The organism is Neptuniibacter caesariensis (assembly GCF_000153345.1).
GTDB classification, from domain to species: domain Bacteria; phylum Pseudomonadota; class Gammaproteobacteria; order Pseudomonadales; family Balneatricaceae; genus Neptuniibacter; species Neptuniibacter caesariensis.
The window spans coordinates 868,802-886,030 of record NZ_CH724126.1 but is presented as its reverse complement, the minus strand read 5'-3'; the positions used below and the strand labels follow the sequence as shown (position 1 = coordinate 886,030).

General features: G+C 44.5%; 24 protein-coding genes. 6 read left to right on the top strand and 18 right to left on the bottom strand.

Annotated features, from left to right (window positions below):
* The 3 genes from MED92_RS13855 to rlmJ all read right to left on the bottom strand — a co-directional run.
* A partial coding sequence (locus MED92_RS13855; RefSeq protein ID WP_007022187.1) for a hypothetical protein occupies positions 1–190 on the bottom strand: 190 nt, incomplete at its 3' end.
* A 105-nt stretch (positions 191–295) separates the two neighbouring features.
* Positions 296–1,006, bottom strand: coding sequence for a response regulator transcription factor (locus MED92_RS13850; RefSeq protein WP_007022186.1), 711 nt, complete (start codon positions 1,004–1,006; stop codon positions 296–298).
* 103 nt (positions 1,007–1,109) lie between these two features.
* Entirely contained in the window at positions 1,110–1,865 is a 756-nt protein-coding gene (rlmJ, locus tag MED92_RS18675) for a 23S rRNA (adenine(2030)-N(6))-methyltransferase RlmJ (protein WP_007022185.1), read from the bottom strand.
* An 86-nt stretch (positions 1,866–1,951) separates the two neighbouring features.
* Between rlmJ and MED92_RS13840 the strand changes: the two genes are divergently transcribed.
* Positions 1,952–2,449, top strand: a complete 498-nt coding sequence (locus MED92_RS13840; protein WP_007022184.1) for an aminoacyl-tRNA deacylase — start codon at positions 1,952–1,954, stop codon at positions 2,447–2,449.
* On the opposite strand, the gene MED92_RS13835 is transcribed toward MED92_RS13840, so the two are convergent.
* The 7 genes from MED92_RS13835 to MED92_RS13805 all read right to left on the bottom strand — a co-directional run bounded on the left by MED92_RS13835 (position 2,406) and on the right by MED92_RS13805 (position 8,857).
* Positions 2,406–3,017: a DUF2726 domain-containing protein gene (locus MED92_RS13835; protein ID WP_007022183.1), complete on the bottom strand. Its 612-nt coding sequence runs from the start codon at positions 3,015–3,017 to the stop codon at positions 2,406–2,408. The genes MED92_RS13840 and MED92_RS13835 overlap by 44 nt on opposite strands.
* Before the next feature lie 170 nt (positions 3,018–3,187).
* Positions 3,188–3,691 (bottom strand): Slp family lipoprotein, encoded by a 504-nt coding sequence (locus MED92_RS13830; protein ID WP_007022182.1) that lies wholly within the window; start codon positions 3,689–3,691, stop codon positions 3,188–3,190.
* Positions 3,692–3,754: 63 nt separating this feature from the next.
* Positions 3,755–6,334, bottom strand: coding sequence for a putative bifunctional diguanylate cyclase/phosphodiesterase (locus tag MED92_RS13825; RefSeq protein WP_238321516.1), 2,580 nt, complete (start codon positions 6,332–6,334; stop codon positions 3,755–3,757).
* 131 nt (positions 6,335–6,465) lie between these two features.
* The gene (locus tag MED92_RS13820) at positions 6,466–6,966 is read right to left on the bottom strand and encodes a M48 metallopeptidase family protein (RefSeq protein WP_007022180.1); all 501 of its coding nucleotides are present in this window, start codon (positions 6,964–6,966) and stop codon (positions 6,466–6,468) included.
* 24 nt (positions 6,967–6,990) lie between these two features.
* Positions 6,991–7,440 carry an NfeD family protein gene (locus MED92_RS13815; RefSeq protein WP_007022179.1) on the bottom strand — a complete coding sequence of 150 codons (450 nt, stop codon included), beginning with the start codon at positions 7,438–7,440 and terminating at the stop codon, positions 6,991–6,993.
* The gene (locus MED92_RS13810) at positions 7,440–8,357 is read right to left on the bottom strand and encodes an SPFH domain-containing protein (RefSeq protein WP_007022178.1); all 918 of its coding nucleotides are present in this window, start codon (positions 8,355–8,357) and stop codon (positions 7,440–7,442) included. The genes MED92_RS13815 and MED92_RS13810 overlap by 1 nt, the downstream gene beginning before the upstream one ends.
* Positions 8,358–8,674: 317 nt before the next feature.
* Positions 8,675–8,857: a hypothetical protein gene (locus tag MED92_RS13805; protein WP_007022176.1), complete on the bottom strand. Its 183-nt coding sequence runs from the start codon at positions 8,855–8,857 to the stop codon at positions 8,675–8,677.
* Between the two features lie 259 nt (positions 8,858–9,116).
* On the opposite strand from MED92_RS13805, the gene MED92_RS13800 reads away from it, so the two are divergent.
* Positions 9,117–9,689, top strand: coding sequence for a YceI family protein (locus tag MED92_RS13800; protein ID WP_007022175.1), 573 nt, complete (start codon positions 9,117–9,119; stop codon positions 9,687–9,689).
* A gap of 108 nt (positions 9,690–9,797) precedes the next feature.
* The gene (locus MED92_RS13795) at positions 9,798–10,934 is read left to right on the top strand and encodes a methyltransferase (RefSeq protein ID WP_007022174.1); all 1,137 of its coding nucleotides are present in this window, start codon (positions 9,798–9,800) and stop codon (positions 10,932–10,934) included.
* Positions 10,935–11,005: 71 nt separating this feature from the next.
* Here MED92_RS13795 and MED92_RS13790 read toward each other — a convergent pair whose 3' ends face one another.
* Together MED92_RS13790 and MED92_RS19350 are read right to left on the bottom strand one after the other, a co-directional pair.
* Positions 11,006–11,200 carry a hypothetical protein gene (locus MED92_RS13790; RefSeq protein WP_007022173.1) on the bottom strand — a complete coding sequence of 65 codons (195 nt, stop codon included), beginning with the start codon at positions 11,198–11,200 and terminating at the stop codon, positions 11,006–11,008.
* Between the two features lie 248 nt (positions 11,201–11,448).
* Entirely contained in the window at positions 11,449–11,574 is a 126-nt protein-coding gene (locus tag MED92_RS19350; RefSeq protein ID WP_007022172.1) for a hypothetical protein, read from the bottom strand.
* Positions 11,575–11,825: 251 nt separating this feature from the next.
* On the opposite strand from MED92_RS19350, the gene MED92_RS13785 reads away from it, so the two are divergent.
* Together MED92_RS13785 and MED92_RS13780 are read left to right on the top strand one after the other, a co-directional pair.
* Complete coding sequence (locus MED92_RS13785; protein ID WP_007022171.1) at positions 11,826–12,005, top strand: hypothetical protein; 180 nt, start codon at positions 11,826–11,828, stop codon at positions 12,003–12,005.
* 441 nt (positions 12,006–12,446) lie between these two features.
* Positions 12,447–12,707, top strand: a complete 261-nt coding sequence (locus tag MED92_RS13780; RefSeq protein WP_007022170.1) for a hypothetical protein — start codon at positions 12,447–12,449, stop codon at positions 12,705–12,707.
* A gap of 62 nt (positions 12,708–12,769) precedes the next feature.
* Here MED92_RS13780 and MED92_RS13775 read toward each other — a convergent pair whose 3' ends face one another.
* From MED92_RS13775 to MED92_RS13755, 5 genes are all read right to left on the bottom strand, one after another.
* Entirely contained in the window at positions 12,770–12,961 is a 192-nt protein-coding gene (locus tag MED92_RS13775) for a YqaE/Pmp3 family membrane protein (protein WP_007022169.1), read from the bottom strand.
* Between the two features lie 76 nt (positions 12,962–13,037).
* Complete coding sequence (locus MED92_RS13770) at positions 13,038–13,508, bottom strand: FKBP-type peptidyl-prolyl cis-trans isomerase (RefSeq protein WP_007022168.1); 471 nt, start codon at positions 13,506–13,508, stop codon at positions 13,038–13,040.
* Between the two features lie 12 nt (positions 13,509–13,520).
* Positions 13,521–14,198, bottom strand: a complete 678-nt coding sequence (locus tag MED92_RS13765; protein WP_007022167.1) for an alpha/beta hydrolase — start codon at positions 14,196–14,198, stop codon at positions 13,521–13,523.
* Positions 14,195–14,842, bottom strand: coding sequence for a pyridoxamine 5'-phosphate oxidase (pdxH, locus tag MED92_RS13760; protein WP_007022166.1), 648 nt, complete (start codon positions 14,840–14,842; stop codon positions 14,195–14,197). The genes MED92_RS13765 and pdxH overlap by 4 nt, the downstream gene beginning before the upstream one ends.
* 81 nt (positions 14,843–14,923) lie before the next feature.
* Positions 14,924–15,766: a fructosamine kinase family protein gene (locus MED92_RS13755; RefSeq protein ID WP_007022165.1), complete on the bottom strand. Its 843-nt coding sequence runs from the start codon at positions 15,764–15,766 to the stop codon at positions 14,924–14,926.
* Positions 15,767–15,848: 82 nt separating this feature from the next.
* On the opposite strand from MED92_RS13755, the gene MED92_RS13750 reads away from it, so the two are divergent.
* Positions 15,849–16,535 (top strand): hypothetical protein, encoded by a 687-nt coding sequence (locus MED92_RS13750; RefSeq protein WP_040662701.1) that lies wholly within the window; start codon positions 15,849–15,851, stop codon positions 16,533–16,535.
* 36 nt (positions 16,536–16,571) lie between these two features.
* Here MED92_RS13750 and MED92_RS13745 read toward each other — a convergent pair whose 3' ends face one another.
* Positions 16,572–17,222 (bottom strand): DUF2959 domain-containing protein, encoded by a 651-nt coding sequence (locus MED92_RS13745; RefSeq protein WP_007022163.1) that lies wholly within the window; start codon positions 17,220–17,222, stop codon positions 16,572–16,574.
* Positions 17,223–17,229 lie beyond the last annotated feature (7 nt).

Here is a 17,229-nt window from a genome sequence, read left to right as displayed (position 1 = left end):
TTCGATAGTAGATCCCATCGGATAACCAGTAGTTGATGCCATTCAGCACCACTGCCACTGCCCCTAGCGGCAAGTGCTTTACTGGCGCGTGGTATCGATGATTTTTATGGGGTCCTGGTGCAGCTTGAACCGGGAGAGAAGCCCCCCAGATAATACTGCTGGCCATCACTAACATCATGAGCTTTTTCATTGCGAACTCCTTATCTTTAGATAAGTCTATTCTGCAAAATGCTTCGGTAAAGTTGGGTCGATCTGCTGTAAAGAAAGGTAAACAAAAATGGCAAATGTGAAGATTCTATTTATAGCAGTAACCTTCACCATGGACCGTTTCAAGTCGTGAGGTGTCCACCCCGACCCCTGATAACTTCGCTCTCAATCGGCTGATGTGTACATCCACACTTCGATCATGTTGGACAAAATCACGATTCAGGACATTTCGATAGAGAAAAGCCTTTGTTAATACGCGGCCTCCGCTGCTGACTAAAGCCCATAACAGTTTGAATTCCACTGGCGTTAGTAGCAGCTCCACCTCATCTGAGCGTATACAGCCTTTTCTCTTGTCCATTTCAAAATCAAGTCCTGATAAAAGATCAGCATGTTTAGGCATCTGGCTGTCTGAACAAACCCTTTTCAAAATGACAGCAACCCGAATAAGGAATTCCGAAAAATTAACTGGCTTTGTGAGGTAATCATCAACACCAGCTGTATAAAATGCGATCCTGCTTTCAACACAGTCCTTCTGCCCAAGCAGCATAATAGGGGTACTTACCGCTTCCCTCAGCATAACAATTGACTGAATGAGGTCCGCTTCAGTGGACTCCGACGTAGCCCCCAAAATAATCAGATCCAGCTGATCATCTAAACCCTCTTTCTGGAGAGCTTTTCCATTGAAGCATTGTGTTACTAGATACCCATTTGCTTCTAGTGAGTGGCTCAGATCATTGTTTAAACCCTGCTCGCCTTCAACCACCAAAACCTGAGCAGATGAGCCCTTACGCTTTAACATTCTCCAGCACCTAATACAGCCAAACAACTTAATGAGAATGAATTCTATTAGCATTATCGAAAGAATACAATTTTGCTTTACAACAAATACAAGGGATAGCTCGCTAGTAATAACTTACTTTTTGTAGGAAAAGAGAAGAAACAAGGTGATTAACTATTAATTGCCAGTCACTGCTGAGGGATGAGTCTGAGCAGAAAACGCCAAAGCCGGACATCGCGCCTTCGCTATGTAGACCACGACTGAGCTGGAGCCACTGGCCATCAGGGTAAAGCCCCAACAATCCATCATATAGATCGGCAGTTAAATCGCTGTAGATCATCGGAAACCAGACCATCACAGCCCTGACCTGTGATTGCTTTGCCGCACCGACATACTCAACAACCTGCTGATAATCATCAGATGATTTATAAGGGGGATCTATTAGTACAAAGGAACCGTGACTCAAATGATGCCTGCTCAGAAAACCATCTTCCTCCCATACTACGGCTTCCGGTAGGTTCTTCTTTAGCTGACAGGCCACGGACCGATTCAACTCATACAGGCAAAGGGATTTTACGGCTGATGCACTGTTAGCAATGATCGGTGAAGCCGGATAGATCTTTTTATCTAGCGTCCAAGATTCTTCAAGCACACCGTTATATGGTTTTAATGCAGGAAGGTCTGTAAGGTTTGACCTACAACGCCCGATACCTTTGAGATGCTCTCCTCGGTCAGGATCCAGATCATAAAGTCCAGCTCCTGCATGAGTTTCAACATACTCAACCGAGATATCTAATTTAGACAATACTGAAGCCAGACACGCATGCTTCATCACATCAGCATCACCGCCAGCATATTTGCTGTGAAGGTATTTAGCCATTTCATTATTCTGCTTGCGAAGAATTCAAGACCCACCAGATCCGAGAGACTACACTGAAAACAGTGATCATCCTGGAGGGCTCCATTATGTCAGTATCTACCACATTGAGCAGCTATCTCGATAATAAAGCTTGTCACTACGACACTGTTCAACACAGTTTTTCCTCCACCGCCGGTGAATCCGCTCTACTTGCAGATCTACCTAAGAAACAAGTCGTTAAAGCGGTCGTTGTCCATGATTGTAACCGCTATATGGTCGCGGCGATTCCTTCGATGAACAAACTGATGTTACCGCAGTTTTCCGATCTTACCGGCGCAAACGCGCGGCTTGCCAAAGAACATGAAATAAAACGTATTTTTGGTGATTGTGAACTAGGTGCTGTGCCCGCTATTGCTCAGGCATTCGGTCTGGAGGTGGTTTGGGATGAGGTTTTGAAGGAAGACGATGATCTTTACATTGAAGCCGGAGACCATCGAAACCTCATTCATTTAAAGCAGGAGCAGTTCCAAAAGTTAATGGCTCAAAACCCGCACGGAGAGATTAGCTGTGCTCCTGAAGAGCTGTACGATCTGTCTCATTGCTGAGCGATTCAACTTCCAACTGGGGCTGATATCGCTTTTTCACGTCTAAGCGATATTTACTCCGATAAACGGGTGCATCAGCCGGTGGGGCGGGAGCGATTGTGCGTTCAAAACGCTCGATAATTTCAACAAGGTTGTAGCCGTTTTGTGGCGCTACCCGAAGCAGAGGCAGAAAAGCCTGCTGGCATATTTCTTCCAGAAACAGGTCCTGTTTTTTAAACCGCTTTTTATCAAAACTATGATCATCCAATTCAACGGCACACACAATCTCGTGGTTTCCTGCTCGACAGACCAGATAATCCAACACCTTTGATCTGACCGGTTTTAGCGCTTTTCGTTGTGAACGCTCAGAGAGTTCCGGGTTAGCTTCGAGCACATCAGACATCGGTACTTTACAGAAAATCTGATACTGTCCCCCTACCGCTTTCTCCAATACCGAGCTGAACATTCTCTCCTTTTGAGACAGCTGAAGATCCGGTTGTTTACGTCCTGTAAACCTGAAAAAAATCACGCCAATAATCGCTAACAAAGCCACAGCGATGAGCGTGAGTGTCCACGAATTTTCGATCACAACAAAACCCTTGTTCCTGCGAAGGCGGCAATAGTACCGGGACTACAGTCGGAAAGCATCCCAATTTTAAACGATAAGGACTAATTCGGTTCCAAAGTATAGAAAACGCTTTACCCGATTATGACAACCCATACCCTTTAAGGTGATCACCGAGCATAATTGGAAGGAGGTTACTGATAACTGAACGCAGGACTTGTTTGAAAATACTGGTCCATTCGCGGAGGCATGCTGATCTGTTCCATATCATTCCACAGATGCAGTTCCAGGCAATGAAGTACGGTATAGTCATACGGATAACGACCAACTAAGCCTTTTTCCCTGACCCCTAGTGTTCCTAAAACAGTGACAGTTCTTCCAGGTCGGTACACAAATGGATCGACGAAGTCACCCACGTAAACTCTGAAACGCCCCAGGCTCTCGCCATCAATATCCGGACGACCAGACTCACTCAACGGAAAATAGATAACCTCAACCAGGGTGCGATCTTCAAAGTTAACGGTACTGGCAATCACACCACCCCATAACGCCTGATAATTTGTCGGTTCAAGGTCCATATCTCCGACTTCATCAAAAGGCAGCAACTCGACTTTTTCAGCGACTCGCAAATTTTCCGGCATGAGGTTACAACCGGAAAAGATGAAGCTAATACTTAGAACAGCGATTACTTTCCACATAGTCCTGTGCTCTTCTGTATGCATATTAAGCATAGGACAGGATTCAGAAATAAGGGCTGTTATTTACTGTAGGTTTGTTTGAATTACTTCTGCTAGCTGTAGGGTTGGCTTACCAATATGGTAGCCCTGGGAGAAAGTAATTCCCGCCTCAGCTACCAGTTTCATCACCTCTTCACTCTCTACAAACTCGGCCACAGTCTCTACCTGAAGCTCTTGAGACAATTGGGAGATACTGTTTACAAACGCCATATCTCTGGCGTCATTGGCCATATTGGCGATGAACTCACCTTCGATTTTTACATAATCGATCGGCAAGTGTTTCAGGTAATGGAATGAAGAAAACCCTGAGCCAAAGTCATCAATCGCCAGCTGGAAACCCTGATCCTTAAGATTAAGAACAAAGCTCTCAAGCACTGCAATATTTTTAACTGTGTCCCTTTCAGTAATCTCGAACACCACTGTTTCCGGTGCGATTTGATGATCTTCCGCCAACTTTCGAATGGTCGGAATAAAGTCACTGATCACGATTGAACGAGGCGATAAATTGATAAAGACCTTACCGTCATAGCCGGTTTCTTTAACCTGCTGGAAGGCTTTATCCATTACGATGTAATCCAGCAGATGTACTTTGCCGATAGACTCCGCGATCTCGATAAACTCATTCGCACTCATCAGCTTATTATCCGGAAGCTGAATTCGGCTTAGTACTTCAACTGCGTGAATCGAACCATCACCTGAAGAAACAATCGGCTGAAATGCTGGAATCAGCTCGCGGTTCTCAATCGCCTGGGTCACCAGTACTGTCTTATCTGACATCTCTTTAAAGATGTCGACCAGCTCATTTTCATCTGGCAATGCGATCTGATCTTTACCCAGGCTCTTGGCCCGATACATCAGATTATCGACGAACATGAACAGATCTTTCTTGTTCTTAGCGTGGTCAGGGTAAATGCCCATACCCAAAGAACCGGTCAGTTTCAGATTGGTATTTGAATCATAGTAGAGCGAATGGTTGCGGATAGTCGTCAATACCAGCTCAGCAATAGCTGAGGCTTCTGCCGCATCCGCTTCAGGAACAACAATAACGAATTCATCACCACCATAACGTGCGATGATCGCTTCTTTACCTAATGATTTCTGCAGATAATCGGCAAAATCAGCCAGCAGCTTATCACCCCAACTATGGCCATAGCCGTCATTGATCGATTTGAAATTATCCAGGTCAAGAAGCAGCAAAGCGGTCTTATAACCATGACGATCTGAGCGGTCTAACTCGTAATCAAGCAGCTCCCAAAACATGCGCTGATTATAGAGGCTGGTTAGCGGATCCCGGGTGGCATAATACTCAAGGTCTTTAGTGTATTTATAGATAGCCCTGACAGACCCAACCACATTGAGCAATGTTGATAGAATACTTTCCAGTACCAACACTTTTGTAGAGTCCTGAATGGTATCGGAGTGTACGCCGATACCTACAATGCCGCCGATTTTCGGCGTTTCTACTAACAACGATTTGGTCTGTAACTCCACTGATTCCTGATCAAGCTCGATCTCATCAGCATACTCATTCACTACATTGTGGCGTAAATTAACACCACCCAGTGCAAAGATTGAGTCATCATGCTCAAGCCTGCGCATGATCGCCTGCTCCATCAGTTCTTTGGTTTTTTTCGACGGAGGCTGGAACCAGAAAATTTCCAGGTCGAATACTTCATTCTCCACTTTAAAGATGGAAAACATCGTGTAGACATTCATGACCTTATTGATGTCTACCATCAGATAGCTGACGTATTCCCGCCAGTCTTTCACCACCTCTGAGGTGATTACAAATTTCTCTAACAGCCTTATCTCAAATTCAAGCAGCTCTTTATCAACTGCAATGTCTTTAAGCTTTGATGCAAGCGAACTTACCTGACTTAGTATGACCTGCAACTCTTTAAAAGAGATTGAACCCTTATCTTGCTTAAAGCGCTCCAGGTCAGACACCGATTCAATCGACTCAATACGCTCTGCCAGATCGGTAATTGATCGGTTAACACCGCTAGAGATCTGACGCGTTGCAAAAAAGGCGAGCAAGAGCGGTAGTGGAGAGACCAGCACCAGGGTGAGTAAAAGTTCTTTTTGCGCGTTGAAAAAGGAGCGATCCAGCTTCTGGGTGACTTCAATCATCCCCAGCGTATCGCCTTCCTCAATGTTGGTATGGCAATTAGTACAAACCTCTTTAGCTCTTAGCGGATAGTAATAACTGAGAACCTGATCTTCTATCTGTAGCTGGGCTTCACCCGAAGCCAGTACCTGTTTGTGAATTGCGGTTTGTTCCGGCGACTGCATAAATCCGAATTTCTGATTTACCAAATCGCCACGGTACAACTTAACTTTAAGGTCGCTGTAATTATTATCGGTTTCCATCTGACTGATGAAGTCATTCAGTTGCTGCCTGTTCCAGCCCTGACTCATCACCAAATACATAGAGTTGAACGTTTGCTTGGCAACACGTTCAGCCACTTCCACAGCACTTCGCTCCACGCTTTTGTTGAAAGCGTGATGGGTGACAAAAAACAGGACCAGAAATCCCAAAGCGGAATAGAGAAAAGTCCTTTTCAGTAAAAAGCTACGGATGGACGTAGCAGACAGCTTACTCACCAATAAATCCACACAAAAAATACAGCTATTAGATCATCAAACATACGTGGCCTTCTTCACAGAGGCAAACAGACCGTTTGACCTGTATCAATAAATTGATACTACTACAAAAAATAAATAAGAATGACTGTTTATGGTGTTTTCTTCTCATGTTCAAGCCAGGTGAGGTAGATTCGCAGATCTAACTCTAACTGGTGATAATCGGGTTCCATATATTCACACAGTTTGTAAAACGCTTTGTTGTGGTCCATCTCTTTAAGGTGCGCCAGTTCATGCACGACCAACATTCGCAAAAAAGGCTCGGGAAGGTTGCGAAACCGGCTATCGATACGAATCTCTTTTTTCGCCTTAAGCTTTGCGCCCTGAACACGAGAAACGCGACTATGGGTACCCAATGCATTTAGCGCTGAAACTTTATCACTGTATTCAATCTTGCTCAGCGGATCAGACTTACGTAAATAGCGCTGCTTGATCTCCATCGTATAAGCATAAAGGGCCTTATTACTTTGGATTTGATGCCCAACTGAATACTTTTTCTGTAATAACCCGGCCAGCTTCCCACTTTCCAACAATTCCTTAACCTGTAGTAAAAGCGACTCGGGATAATGAGATAAGTATTTAAATTTTGGCATAAAGAAAAAGCCGGCTAAACCGGCTTATATTTTTTGGATTTGCAAAAGCATCCCTTCGGTTGAAACCACTTCAACCCGGGTCCCACTTTCATAATCTTCGTCCGCCGCGACTTTCCAGAAAGTATCACCTATCTGAACTCTACCCCGCCCATTTTCCATATTTTCAGACAAGGTAAGTTTACGACCGATCAACTGCGCTGCACGATCATTGATCATCTCTGCACCATCATGCTCGCCCCGATGTTTAAAGAAGCGCCAAACAATGACAGAAGCGATGACTGAAAACAGTGCGAAAAGAAGGAACTGATGCTGCCAGTCATTTAAGACCCCAAGCGCCATCGACCCTGCAACGATGAATGCAGAGATCGATACGCCGATCATAAAACCCGCGGCGCCCAGCGCTTCACCTCCGAGCAGAATCAGTGCCAGAATGATCCAGTGCCAAAATGAGATAGATTGAAAAAATTCCAGCATTACGAACCTATTTTTGTATCTTTCAGTAACTCGCTGATACCTGCTACAGACCCTATCACACTGCTTGCTTCAAGCGGCATCATGACCACCTTAGCATTTTCGCCGGCACCAATATTCTGTAACGCTTCGGTATATTTCTGCGCGACAAAATAGTTCAGCGCCTGCGGGTTACCTTGCGCAATCGCCTCAGAAACAACCTTAGTTGCTCTCGCTTCTGCCATCGCCAGTCGCTCACGGGCTTCTGCTTCTCGGAAAGCCGCTTCTTTTTCACCTTCAGCGGTGAGAATTGCAGCCTGCTTTTCACCTTCAGCCACTTTGATCGCCGCTTCCCTTTCACCTTCGGCCGTTAAGATTGCCGCACGTTTCTCTCGCTCGGCCTTCATCTGGTTTGCCATCGCATCAACCAGATCCGTTGGCGGCGAAATATCGCGAATTTCAACTCGGGTTACTTTAACCCCCCAAGGGTCAGTCGCTTCATCAACTTTACTAAGAAGTTCACTATTGATGGAGTCACGATTAGACAGCATTTCATCCAGCTCCATTGAGCCTAATACTGCTCGAATATTCGTCATCACCAGATTCTGCATCGCACGATAGAGATCGTTAACTTCGTAACTTGCCTTAGCTGCATCAAGAACCTGATAGAAACATACTGCATCGGTGGTCACCTGCGCGTTATCAGCACTGATTACTTCCTGCGGCGGTACATCCAGTACCTGCTCCATCATGTTCTGCTTTTCACCGACACGGTCGATGAAAGGAATAATCAGATTCAAACCTGGACGAAGCGTCTTGGTAAAACGTCCGAAACGTTCAACTGTCCAGTTATACCCCTGGGGTACCATTTTAACCCCGGAAAAGATAACGATCAGAGCCAGTACAACAACAACACCGGCAGTAATTTCAAACCCAAACATCACAACCTCCTTCAGTAAAGTTGGGGATGAATCATCTTAATACCCTTTTTTTACAACTGGAATCCAAATCAGAAGAATTTACAAAGAACTGATCGTTAAAAACAAAAAGAGCGGCTTAATAGCCGCTCTTTTCTGCAAGACGCAATACCTAAACGTTACTTAGCTTTCTTAAGTAACTTTTTAAGCTTTTTCAGTTTGCCTTCATGCTTTTCGATTTTAGCCCGACGAGCTTTGATCGCTTTTTTAACTGCCTTTGCCTTAACTTTAGCCATTTGGATAAACCCCTTCGATGGTTAGTTTTGAGCTAAACAACGCAACTATTCTTCTTCCGTTGATTCATGCTCTTTTAGAAAACCTCGTATAAAACGACGTACTTCACGAGCAGCGCTTGTATCCAACTCTTCACACAAAGCAACAAACTCATCTCGTTCCTCATCATTGATTCGAATAACGAGCTGACTGTTTTTCTTCTTTGCTTTCGATTTCTTTTTCGCAGTCATAACCTAGCCATTAAAGACAACTTCATACCGCAAGAATACAGCAAACTACACGCCACTCCAATGCACATCCTTAGAATATACATTGTATATACATTAACTTTATATATGAGAGTTATTCCAAAAACAAATCCAAATCGAAAATTTCATAAAAAATAAATATATAGCCTGATATTCTAACAAGCGTTTGGACGAACTATGGACAAATGTTAACCACGCTCTACAATTCAGGCTTCTTCATAAAAAAATAAGGATATTGATCATGCGGAATTTTGTAGCCATCGCCACCCTATCAATGTTCAGCAGCTTCGTTTCAGCTGACTGGATGCTGGACCAGAAAAATTCTGATTTTAGTTTCTCATCAATCAAAAAATCCCAGGTTCTGGAAAACCATAGTTTTAATCGATTCAGTGGAAGTATTGATGAATCTGGTAAAGCCACACTGACCCTGGACCTGACAACCGTAAATACAGGTATTGAGATTCGCGATCAACGTATGCAAAACATGCTTTTTGAGACAGGTAAATTTGCCCAAGCAAGTTTTACAACAATGGTAAATGCAAAAAATCTGGATGCTCTCGCCGTTGGAACTATCAGCACTCAGAAAGTCACAGGAGAGTTAAACCTTCACGGAATGAAGAAAGAGATCACTGCTGATCTGAATGTCATTAAACTAGCCGATAATAAATTGCTAGTCAGTACCGCAAAACCTATCTCAATCAATGCGGCGGATTTTGCACTCGACGCTGGGGTAACAGCGTTGCGTGAAGTTGCCAATCTACCGTCAATATCTTTTGCCGTACCTGTCAGTTTCAACCTGACATTTACCAAGTAAACACATTAATCTCCCCCTGATAATGTCAGTTGATCCCTGGCATATCAGGGGATAGCCCCTCGCCAACCTGTGGTAAGATGCAGCATTATTTTTTGACCGCAGGCTCCCATGGAAATTCTTGATTCACCTTTTGGACAATTCCAACTATCTCGCTATCCGAAAAGAGCTAAAGAGACACTTAGGGCCTGGGATGCTGCGGATGAATTTATACTCAATCAGATTAATGAAGAGAACCTGCTGCAAAATAAAGAAAGCAAGGTTCTCATTATCAATGATCAGTTCGGAGCGCTGAGCGTTGCATTGAATCACTACTCCCCTGTGGTTGTAAGTGATTCGTGGTTAGCTCATACAGGCATCAAAGCGAATCTGCTAAATAACGACCTTCCGGAAGAGAATGCCGAGATCCGTAATAGCCTTGATTATCCCGTGGGAAAGTTTGATCTCATTTTACTAAAGGTTCCGAAAAGCCTGGCTATGCTTGAAGACCAGCTTATCAGTATTCGGCCACTGCTAAGTGATAATACCCGGGTGATAGCAGGCGGCATGGTTAAAGCGATTCATACCTCCACCCTTAAACTTTTTGAAAAAATTATTGGTCCAACCAAAACTTCGCTGGCTAAGAAGAAAGCGCGGCTGATTTTTCCGGTTTGCACGAATGATGGCAAAGAAATCGTTTCCCCCTATCCTTCTGGATATACCCTTGAAAATACTTGCCATGAAATCATTAATCACGCCGGTGTTTTTTCTCGAGACAGTCTGGATATAGGGACACGCTTTTTCCTTCAACACCTTCCTGATGAAGACAAGTATCAACGCATTATTGATCTCGGATGTGGTAATGGGGTTGTCGGGCTGATGGCAGCTGAGAGGAATCCATCTGCTGAGCTAACATTTGTCGATGAATCTTTCATGGCAGTGGCCTCTGCTTCTGAAAATTTCAATGCTGCCTTTGCAAACACCCGAACAGGAAGTTTCCTAGCGACGGATTGTTTAAAAGGGATCGAAAAAAACAGTGCGGATCTGATTCTGAATAACCCTCCTTTCCACCAGCAAAATGTTGTGGGCGATTTTATTGCTCTACAGATGTTTCGCGAAGCAAAAAGCGTATTAAAGAAAGGGGGAGAGATATGGGTCATTGGCAACCGACATCTTGGCTACCATCAAAGACTAAAGAAACTATTTGGCAACTGCTCAACCGTAGCCAGCAATAAGAAGTTTGTCATTCTAAAGGCTGCTAAACAGTAGTTACGGTAATACTCTCGAAGTTCACCAGAGCCGATTGGCGAGATCGGCCCGGTATCTTCTATCACGCTGAATTATGCATTCATCGCTAGCGGCATCGGGATAAACTCGCCAATTTCATCGGGTTCAGCGTCCAATTCTGACTCCCAGCCTTCTTCACCAGGCTTGAGTTCATTAGGTAACCCCCAGAATTCCCCACACCAAAATGCGGCAATCCATCGGCGTCCATAACGAACTTTATAAAAGCCACTCTCTCTGCACTCGTTCACGATCCTTCTCCTTTTATTCTTATACTGGGAAACTTCTGTTCCTCTAAAACGAGTGTACACAAATCAACCAGACAAGAAATAGGATTTAGCCAAAGGTGTAATAGGCATTTCGGCTAATAAGGTCGGTGCTACTGAAAAAAAGCAAAGGCCAGGCAATAAAAAAGACCACCTTTAGTGATCTTTTTTTACAAGATGATCTGCTGACAATCGGAGGAAGGTGACAAACAACCCCCACAGCTTTTAATCACTTACTTTTTTTGGTCTTCGTTCATCAGACCACGAATTTTGAAAAAGCCCCAAACCATAGCGGCAGTCATACCTGCGATCATTGCCAGACTAGGAACCAGAACTTCCATACTATATACATCAACCATTACGACACCCTCACAGAATTTGTTTCGTTTTGTGCGTTTTTTATTGGCTCTAGGTTACCCCTTTCAACATTAGGGGTTATTGATGTAGCTCAAGAAATAGTCCGGTCTGTATCATGAATTATTTTCGAGTTTATATTTTCTCGTTTGATAAACAGCCACATTTGACCCATAACTTCATTGTACGTTTCTAGATATTTCAGCGACGATAATCATAAGAGCTGGAATGTTTTGAGCTTATCAGGAGGTTACCTATGCCTTACCAGACCAATGCCTGGAGCAAAAAGCATCTTACTAAGATGAATGACGAACCTTTCATGATCGAGTTTCTCGACACCTTTAAAATTTCTCCTGTCGGTGAAGAGATGCAACTTGCTATCGACAACATTAATGACACGCTTAGAAGGGTTGAGTCAGAAATCCGCAAAAACTAATTGATCATCACATCCCTCAAATTAGCCAAGGCCTGCCCTTGGCTTTTTTATGCTTGCTAGCAAATTTGCCATCCCCTCCTTTTATAACCTGGCCACCCGCCTAATCAACTCCCCCGTTGCACTTTCCAGATTCATATATATGCCGAAATACAGAATCCAATAATCAAAAACCAATCTTGAATTTTCCATATAAAAATAAGACATAACAAAACACAAAAATCGTATTAAGTTTTATAAAAAGCACACCTTTAAAAAACCTTATTTTTCAATAAGTTACATAGCCAGCTTTTGCGCCAATAATTTGATTTTATATTTTTATTTTCTCCTTATTTTTCAATTACTTAGAGAGCAAAAAACATCACAAAAAACTTGTGATAAGTCTAAATCTATATTAGACTTATCAATATAGATAAAAGAATATTCAATAAAAGGAAATTGAAGATGCAAGAGAAAGAAGTGAAGCTGCTTTTTAAAGCTGGAGTGTTCGATTCCTGTCAGGCAATTCCGATCTCTATGGCACGCGGATGGACCCTGAAATTTGTGACAAAACAGGATGAAGTCATTACGCTGGATCTGCAGAGATCTAAGAAAGAACGAGAATTCAAAAGCCTGGATGGTGCCGCAGCCGTTGCTAAGCGAATTGGCTTTGAATGGTTAAAAGTTCAGATTGGGGATCTTGAGTGGCAGGAAAAAGTTAAGTAACAGGCATAAAAAAAACCGCCTCTTACGAAACGGTTTTCACGGACTTAAATGTCTGTAGCCATTTAGTCTTTGTTCATTGCATCCTGAATCTTCTGATCAGTCTTGTACTGGCTCAGCGCATAAACAGACCAGATTGCGGCTGGGATCCAACCGATCAAAGTCAGCTGTAGAATCAGGCAGATGATTCCAGCTATCGGGCGACCGATAGTAAAAAACTGTAACCACGGAATTAACAAAGCTAGTAATAATCGCATCTTTTATCTCCTTAGAATGCGAGACGGAGAAAGTTAACGGCAAAGCCTAACATCGCCGGCTTAATGCAGCCTGACTTTAGTCCAGCTCTACATGGCCCGCAGATAGCTCTTCTGCGGTCGCGTCTCGCACTTCCATAATCTCTACATCGAACTTCAGTTCGATACCTGCAAACGGATGATTGGCATCCACTGTGACATCTTCACCTTCAATTTTAGTAATACCTACCAGCTGAAGTTCGCCATTGTCATCTTCCATCTGGCAAACCATGCCTTCTTCCAGCTCAGTAAAATCGGCAAAAGCCTGACTATCAATGACCTGAACCTTCGCTTCATCACGCTGGCCGTAACCTTGTTCAGGTGGCACCACTACTTCGAACTTATCGCCCACTTCACGACTATCCATCGCTGCCTCAAGGCCAGGCACTATGTTTTTGTGACCGTGCAGGTACGGGAGCGGGTTGCCACCACGTGAACCATCCAGCACTTCACCAGCACTGTTTACTAACGCGTAGTGAAACAGTACGACTTTGTTTTCAGATACTTTCATTTTTTACTCCAATTAACTCACTAGCTGATCTTGTAGCCAGCGACCTAAAGTCTCAATCTGTTCAATAACCACTTCATGCCCCATTGGATACGTTGTCCAAACAGGCGAATAATTCATGCTTTCCAGCTTATCCCGAGCTTGCTCACCCAGCTGTAATGGGACTACTTCATCGTAAGAACCATGGGCAATCCAGACAGGGATATCCTGATTTTCCACAGAACGCCCGCTGCTGATCTCTTCTTCTGTTGCCATATAGGTAGAGAGTGTCACAAGGCCGGCAAGGCGCTTAGGAAAGCAAAGCGCGGTTTGATAAGCGACTGCACCACCTTGAGAGAAACCGGCAAGGATAATTTTCTCTGCTGGAATTCCTTCCTCAATCTGCTCTTCGATCAAGCGGGCGATTCGCTCACTGGATTTTAACAGGGATGCTTTATCCACCTTGCGATCAATATTCATCTCTAGAATGTCATACCAGGCCCGCATCGGCATTCCGCCATTGACGGTAACCGGCATCACTTCAGCATGGGGAAACAGAAACCGTACACCTGCATCTTCAGGCAGTTTCAGATAAGGAACAATTGGCTTAAAATCAAAGCCATCAGCTCCTAATCCATGTAGCCATATAACACAGGCTTTAACATCACCCTGCGGCTCTACGGTTACTAAAGTACCTTCGTTTTCCTGACTCATGGCTGCAACCTCTGAATGGACCAACCCTCATCAGTCAGATTGAACTGAAAACGATCATGCAAACGACTTTCCCGGCCCTGCCAGAACTCAATGCGGGTAGGCTTAAGCAGATACCCACCCCACTGTTCAGGATGGGGAACATCGCCTTCAGGGTAGCGTTCTTGAAGCGCTTTAACGCTGCTTTCTAATGCCTCTCGACTCTCAACCGGATGACTTTGATGAGAAGCTGCTGCACTAATACGGCTGCCTAACGGTCTTTCGTTAAAGTACTTCTCACCTTGAGCCTGGCTGAGCTTCTCAACATTGCCCTGAATACGGACCTGACGTTCCAAACCATACCAATAGAACATAATCTCAGCCTGAGGATTTTCCGCCAGTTCAGCCCCTTTCTGGCTACGGTAATCGGTGTACCAGGCAAACCCATCAGCATCGAAGTGCTTTAGAAGCACAATCCGCGCAGATGGCATTCCCTCTTTAGAAGCCGTCGCCAGTGTCATCGAAGTTGCATCATCAGGAGACACGGCGATGGCATCATCCATCCACTTTGCAAATTGAGCGATAGGATCCTCGTTCAGATCTTCACGTCGCAGAGGTTGCGCCAGATATTCACGGCGTTGAGCCGTCAAGTCGCCTTTATTCGTCATACAAGTCTCTTGTAAACAGGGTTCATCATAAAGTTGAGCAACTATAGCATTAATTCAGACGTTAAAAATATGCTTCAGTGCTTAACGGTATTTAGCTACAACGGCCATGACATCTGCCCTGTAACTTTCCCCGAACAGATACAAATGATTCAATAGATGCCACAGATTATAGATCTGGAAACGCACTCGCCAGCCTCTCTCTAAAGGAGAAACTTCCTGATATGCCTGGTACAAAGCATGACTAAAACCACCAAACAATTGCGTCATCGCCAGGTCTGCTTCGGGCCAACCCCAGTATACCGCGGGGTCAATTAATATCGGCAGCCCCCGTCGATCGCTCATTACGTTCCCTGCCCAAAGGTCCCCATGTAATAGAGCTGGCTCTTGTTGCGGTATCAGCTCTTGCAATCGATTACAGATCGATTCAATACCCCTTAGCGTTTCTTTACCAATTAACTGTTGTTCAAAGCACTGTCGAGCCAAATACCCAAAACGATGTTCAGCATAAAACGCGTAACCATCAGAAGTGCTCAGATTAGGCTGTTCCGTGGAGCCACAAAAGGTATTCAACGTAAAACCAAAAGAGGGAACCGACATCTGATGCAAGCTAGCTAACTGTTGCCCTAACAGCTGCTCAAAATCACCTGATCTTTCACCCGTCTCTATATAGTCGAGAATCAGGCAGTCTTCTCCGGTATAAATGACCTCAGGCACGGATATGTCAGTACATTCTCCCAATGCCTTTAAACCAGCCGCTTCTGCCCTGAATAATCCTGTGGCTGGCTTGTCCATTGATTTAACAAATACCTGTTGTCCATTACTCAATGTCAGCCTTCTAGAGACTGCCACACAGCCCCCTGAAACATTCTGATCTTTCTGGATACTAAGACCTTGCTGCATTAACCAGGTATCTAATCCTTTCATGGCTGCTCTGTCTCCACTTGAATAGCTCATCCCTCTGCATTTATAGTTTCAGGAACTGTTAAACGCATTATTAAGGGATCCCATGCGTCTATTGCTTCTCTCTATGGTACTTATCTTTGCGTCAGGATGTATGGATAAAAATGCCAAACCCTTTGACGTAAAAAACCTGGCCAAGTCTGACATCGACATGGTTGCCGACCTGAGCATTAAAAACTGGCGTAAACTCTCTCGTGAATTAACGATCAAGCTTTACAAGCGTAATCCTAAAGAGCTACAGAAAGTTCCGGGAATGACGGTAGATAAGCGTCTGGAACAACTTTTTCCCACTCAGCGGCTCCCGGACGGATTCGCTGAACTCAATAATCTGGACGGTGTTGCTGCAGTACCACTCGCATTTTCAGATAACTTCGAAGGTGATCGGGTCTTCGCAATCATGGCCGGTATCACGGGAATGCTCGATCGCGCTTATGAGGGTAAACAGGAGATATTTATTCTCGACGACCTTGATCAGCAAAAGCTGTATAACTCAGCACGCAACCTGGAATCCGTCGCCTGGCACCTGAACAATCGCAAAGATCCTCAGGGCAATCTGTATATTCTCAGCAATGGTGTTTCAGAAGAGGGAATTACCAATTACAGCTTTGAACGCATCATGGGAAAACTCATTGGCGGTCAGGATATTATGGCGGACGTGATCTCTGATAAAACAAGCCGCACCATTAACCGAGTGGTTCATGGCGCGGCGTCGATGACCTTCTTACCGATCTAGGCTTAGATATCTAACCTGATTTGGGACAGATAAGACTCACCCTTGTTCCATCTGTTTAATAAAGCGATCCGAATCTGCGATCGCTTTTTCCATGTCTCTGATAAGCAGATCAATATTGCTTTTGATACCACGATATTCAGATTTCAGTGAGCCCACCGCTCGGGCATTCAGGTTATGCTTAAGATAAAGCACGTTATCCTGCAGCGCACTGAGTACAGGCGGCATACGCTTTTCGGCTTTTTTCAGACTACGTAACAACTCGGCATAGCGTGCCTTAGTGGTACGCAGTTTTGCCGCACTCTGATCACGTAGTTTACGGTTGCTGTATTTCGTCAGCTCATCTTCCCATTCCTCGAACAGATCTTCTGAGACTTGTTCAACCTTGCGAATTCGCGCACTCACATCCTCAGCGGCGGCAACACTGTCGTCATACTCACCCTGCAACCGATTGTATAGGGTATCCAGCTCACCGCCATCAAAGCTCACAACTGACCTGAACTGTTCCAACGCATCTCGGAACTGTTCCTGAGCATCTTCCTGTGACTCGCGGGCATCTTCAACACGATCAACCAAAATATCACGCTTATGGATACCGACTTGCTCCATCGCGGAGTAATAAGCTGTCTGACAACCTGCCAGTAATGACAAGGCCGATGCCAAACAGATAGATCTAACAAATTTACGCATGCGCTTC

Excerpts from the sequence above, each read along its gene's own strand:
- MED92_RS13850 (WP_007022186.1), bottom strand. The coding sequence starts at position 1,006 with ATGTTAAAGCGTAAGGGCTCATCTGCTCAGGTTTTGGTGGTTGAAGGC.
- rlmJ (WP_007022185.1), bottom strand. The coding sequence starts at position 1,865 with ATGGCTAAATACCTTCACAGCAAATATGCTGGCGGTGATGCTGATGTG.
- MED92_RS13840 (WP_007022184.1), top strand. The coding sequence starts at position 1,952 with ATGTCAGTATCTACCACATTGAGCAGCTATCTCGATAATAAAGCTTGT.
- MED92_RS13830 (WP_007022182.1), bottom strand. The coding sequence starts at position 3,691 with ATGTGGAAAGTAATCGCTGTTCTAAGTATTAGCTTCATCTTTTCCGGT.
- MED92_RS13820 (WP_007022180.1), bottom strand. The coding sequence starts at position 6,966 with ATGCCAAAATTTAAATACTTATCTCATTATCCCGAGTCGCTTTTACTA.
- MED92_RS13815 (WP_007022179.1), bottom strand. The coding sequence starts at position 7,440 with ATGCTGGAATTTTTTCAATCTATCTCATTTTGGCACTGGATCATTCTG.
- MED92_RS13810 (WP_007022178.1), bottom strand. The coding sequence starts at position 8,357 with ATGTTTGGGTTTGAAATTACTGCCGGTGTTGTTGTTGTACTGGCTCTG.
- MED92_RS13805 (WP_007022176.1), bottom strand. The coding sequence starts at position 8,857 with ATGACTGCGAAAAAGAAATCGAAAGCAAAGAAGAAAAACAGTCAGCTC.
- MED92_RS13800 (WP_007022175.1), top strand. The coding sequence starts at position 9,117 with ATGCGGAATTTTGTAGCCATCGCCACCCTATCAATGTTCAGCAGCTTC.
- MED92_RS13795 (WP_007022174.1), top strand. The coding sequence starts at position 9,798 with ATGGAAATTCTTGATTCACCTTTTGGACAATTCCAACTATCTCGCTAT.
- MED92_RS19350 (WP_007022172.1), bottom strand. The coding sequence starts at position 11,574 with ATGGTTGATGTATATAGTATGGAAGTTCTGGTTCCTAGTCTGGCAATG.
- MED92_RS13785 (WP_007022171.1), top strand. The coding sequence starts at position 11,826 with ATGCCTTACCAGACCAATGCCTGGAGCAAAAAGCATCTTACTAAGATG.
- MED92_RS13780 (WP_007022170.1), top strand. The coding sequence starts at position 12,447 with ATGCAAGAGAAAGAAGTGAAGCTGCTTTTTAAAGCTGGAGTGTTCGAT.
- MED92_RS13775 (WP_007022169.1), bottom strand. The coding sequence starts at position 12,961 with ATGCGATTATTACTAGCTTTGTTAATTCCGTGGTTACAGTTTTTTACT.
- MED92_RS13770 (WP_007022168.1), bottom strand. The coding sequence starts at position 13,508 with ATGAAAGTATCTGAAAACAAAGTCGTACTGTTTCACTACGCGTTAGTA.
- MED92_RS13765 (WP_007022167.1), bottom strand. The coding sequence starts at position 14,198 with ATGAGTCAGGAAAACGAAGGTACTTTAGTAACCGTAGAGCCGCAGGGT.
- pdxH (WP_007022166.1), bottom strand. The coding sequence starts at position 14,842 with ATGACGAATAAAGGCGACTTGACGGCTCAACGCCGTGAATATCTGGCG.
- MED92_RS13755 (WP_007022165.1), bottom strand. The coding sequence starts at position 15,766 with ATGAAAGGATTAGATACCTGGTTAATGCAGCAAGGTCTTAGTATCCAG.
- MED92_RS13750 (WP_040662701.1), top strand. The coding sequence starts at position 15,849 with ATGCGTCTATTGCTTCTCTCTATGGTACTTATCTTTGCGTCAGGATGT.
- MED92_RS13745 (WP_007022163.1), bottom strand. The coding sequence starts at position 17,222 with ATGCGTAAATTTGTTAGATCTATCTGTTTGGCATCGGCCTTGTCATTA.